This window comes from Bacillus haikouensis (assembly GCF_013179555.1).
Lineage (GTDB): Bacteria > Bacillota > Bacilli > Bacillales > Bacillaceae_B > Rossellomorea > Rossellomorea haikouensis_A.
On sequence record NZ_JABMCR010000351.1, the window covers coordinates 1 to 3,626 of the forward strand.

Sequence of the window (3,626 nt, forward strand, 5' to 3'; positions counted from 1 at the left end):
TCTATCGATGCAATTGAAAAAGCAGGTTCTGGACACCCGGGAATGCCTATGGGTGCAGCACCTATGGCGTATGCCCTTTGGACACGCTTTATGAACCATAATCCTAAAAATCCTGAGTGGTTCAACAGAGACCGCTTTGTTTTGTCTGCTGGACATGGTTCCATGCTGCTCTACAGCCTTCTTCATTTATCTGGTTATGATGTTTCCATGGATGACCTGAAGGAATTCCGTCAATGGGGAAGCAGAACACCGGGACACCCGGAATATGGACATACTCCAGGTGTGGAAGCCACTACTGGACCTCTTGGTCAAGGGATCGCCATGGCAGTCGGGATGGCGCTTGCAGAAAGACATTTAGCTGCGACCTACAACAAGGATAATTACAATTTAGTGGATCATTATACATACTCGATCTGTGGTGATGGCGATTTAATGGAAGGTGTATCTTCCGAAGCAGCCTCATTAGCGGCTCACCTTAAACTTGGACGCTTGGTTGTCCTTTATGATTCAAATGATATTTCTTTGGACGGGGAGCTGGATAAGTCTTTCTCTGAAAGTGTAGAAGGCCGTTTTGAATCGTATGGCTGGCAATACATCAGAGTGGAAGACGGGAATGACTTAGATGAAATTTCAAGAGCGATCGAAGATGCTCAGGCAGATACATCCCGTCCGACCATGATTGAAGTGAAGACAGTAATCGGTTACGGTGCTCCGAATAAATCAGGTAAATCGGATGTACACGGTGCTCCTCTTGGAGAAGATGAAATGAAGCTTACGAAAGAAGCTTATAAATGGACATTTGATCAAGATTTCCATGTACCTGATGAAGTATACAGCCGTTTTGAGGAAAAAATTCAGCAGACGGGCTCCCAAAAAGAAGAGGAATGGGCAAATCTGTTCATTAAATACAAGGAAGAGCACCCAGAATCAGCTGTCCAATTGGAAACTGCAATCAAGGGGGAGCTTCCTGAGGGATGGGATAGTGAGATTCCTGTCTATGAAGAAGGTAAATCATTGGCGAGCCGTGCTTCTTCTGGAGAAGTATTGAATGCAATTGCTAAAAAACTTCCAACATTCATCGGTGGGTCTGCTGATTTAGCAGGATCCAACAAAACAATGATTAAAGGAGAAGCTGACTTTACTCCTGAATCTTATGAAGGAAGAAACATCTGGTTTGGAGTTCGTGAATTCGGAATGGGTGGTGCCATGAATGGTATGGCATTACATGGTGGTTTGAAAGTATTCGGCGGAACATTCTTCGTTTTCAGTGATTATTTAAGACCTGCTATCCGATTAGCTGCACTCATGGGGCTTCCTGTAACATATGTTTTCACACATGATAGCATAGCGGTCGGGGAAGATGGTCCGACGCATGAACCAGTTGAACAGCTTGCATCGCTGCGTGCAATGCCGAACCTGTGCGTGATCAGACCGGCTGACGGAAATGAAGTGGCTGCAGCCTGGAAGCTTTCAATGGAAAATTCTAATCAGCCAACTATGCTTGTATTATCCCGTCAGAATCTACCTACGTTAAAAGGAACTTCTGATAAAGCTTATAACGGGGTGGACAAGGGTGCATATGTAGTCTCTCCAGCAGGTAAAGAGCAGCCGGATGCATTATTGATCGCAACCGGATCAGAAGTCAGCCTTGCTGTGGAAGCTCAAAATGCATTAGAAAAAGATGGAATCAGTGTTTCTGTTATAAGCATGCCTTCATGGGACCGCTTCGAACGGCAGTCCAAGGAGTACAAAGAATCAATCCTTCCTAAGAATGTAACGAAGCGTCTTGCCATTGAAATGGGAGTGCCACTTGGCTGGGACCGTTATGTGGGGACAGAAGGTGATATTCTTGCCATCAATGGATACGGTGCCTCTGCTCCTGGTGAAAGAGTACTTGAAGAATACGGCTTTACTGCTGACAATGTTGTTTCAAGAATTAAAGCGTTACTTCAATAAGTTCTGACTCGAATCATGGCTGACTCCTTAGGAACGAAAATTCTTACAGGAGTTAGCTTTTTTTTGCAATTAAAGGTACTGATTGGTTTAATCAAATAAAGAAACCACTCTACTTGTCAAAGATGCCGGGGGAAACAAAAAATTTCAATACCCTCACCATAATTTGAAAATCGTATAAGAGTGAACGGTATGATTTTCAAGAGATAATTCTTTGGACGAGAGATCCTTCGACAAAACTAGTGTATTTTCTCTACAATTTCTGACAATTGCAAACTCTTTCTTCCTTTATACTAGATGCAAGGAAATGTAGGGGGGATACATAGGTGAGAAGTTATCAAATCTATTGGATTGAGGAATCATTTGCCAACCACTACTACGGACGTGAAAGAATGTTCTTTGGGCTGTTTTCTGAATGGGAAGTCAGTACCGGTGAAATGAAAGAAATTATTGCAAAACAGGTAGAATTCATCACTAAGCCAATTCCTTACCTTCCTACACAAAGATTATTGCAGCATGAACTTGTTAAGGTTGAAGGGTCAAAGTGGATTGACACCACTGCCAGAATTGAGAGAGAAGATTCCGGAGCTGCACTTCTGTTAAATGAAAAATCGATGTCGCTAGAAGCATGGGGACCCCAAGACTGCGAATATTTATTTTTTGAAATTTTAAGGAGAAACATGGGGCAATTACTTGCAATCGACATTAAAAATGAGCGTTACGGATGGTTAAAACCTATAAAACAAAGAAAATTTATATATTAATAAGAAATTATGACAGAAATATTGTATAATGTTCCTTGGTTTAGTACACTTTTATAAGGACAACATGAAGGAGGAAGTAAGAAGATGTCAACGACTTGGCTACTTATTCTAGTAGGAGTTCTAGCATTACTTGCCGGAATTGCACTAGGATTTTTCATTGCTCGTAAATACATGATGAGCTACTTAAAGAAAAATCCACCGATTAATGAACAAATGCTTCGCATGATGATGATGCAGATGGGCCAGAAACCATCACAAAAGAAAATCAATCAAATGATGAACGCTATGAACAAGCAACAAGGGAAATAAAACCCTTTTACTAAGGTTCAATGCTCATCATATGATTTTTGATTGTAGATGATGATGCACGTAGATTTTCCTAAAAGGTTAATCCTTCATTTTAAAATGCACTCAGATTGGTTAAGCTTTCGTATTATCGAAAATAAGATCACTTTCCTGTAGAGTAATTAAGCAGGAGGAGTGGTCTTTTTTGTTGTTACTTGATGATGTGATTCAAGAATGTCTATACAACTATATCCCAAAGGGGTTTACCAAAAAGAGAATGATTAATATACGTTTTGAATTAGATAGGCATCCCTGAGCGGAAATTTCTTAGGATTAAATTGAACTAAATATAATTAGTCAAAAAAACTTCATCGTATCTATTCAGCATAAAAAAGGATTTGTGATAGAATAAGGTGCGGAGGGAGTCAAATGAAAAAATGGATGATTGCTTCACTTTCACTTTTTGTCTTTTTATCAGGCTGCAATAATAAAACCCGGGAAGTGATTGATGAAGAAACACTTGAAATACAAGACAGCGCGGCAAGTGAAGCCCGTGAATATCTGTCCTATAAGATCAATAAGCAAAAGAAATCAGTCAATCGGGGATTGATTACGATGATGATA

At 40.5% G+C, this 3,626-nt stretch carries 4 protein-coding genes; all 4 read left to right on the plus strand.

All coding sequences use genetic code 11. The features are described from left to right. On the plus strand, positions 1 to 1,956 hold a 1,956-nt coding region (tkt, locus tag HP456_RS21255), incomplete at its 5' end, for a transketolase (RefSeq protein ID WP_172254821.1). Positions 1,957 to 2,279: 323 nt separating this feature from the next. Beyond that, positions 2,280 to 2,717, plus strand: a complete 438-nt coding sequence (sirA, locus tag HP456_RS21260; protein WP_172254822.1) for a sporulation inhibitor of replication protein SirA — start codon at positions 2,280 to 2,282, stop codon at positions 2,715 to 2,717. Between the two features lie 84 nt (positions 2,718 to 2,801). Further along, a complete protein-coding gene (locus HP456_RS21265; protein ID WP_172254824.1) occupies positions 2,802 to 3,026 on the plus strand; it encodes a YneF family protein in 225 nt (74 codons plus the stop codon). 405 nt (positions 3,027 to 3,431) lie between these two features. Next, the coding region (locus HP456_RS21270; protein WP_172254826.1) for a hypothetical protein at positions 3,432 to 3,626 on the plus strand (195 nt) is incomplete at its 3' end.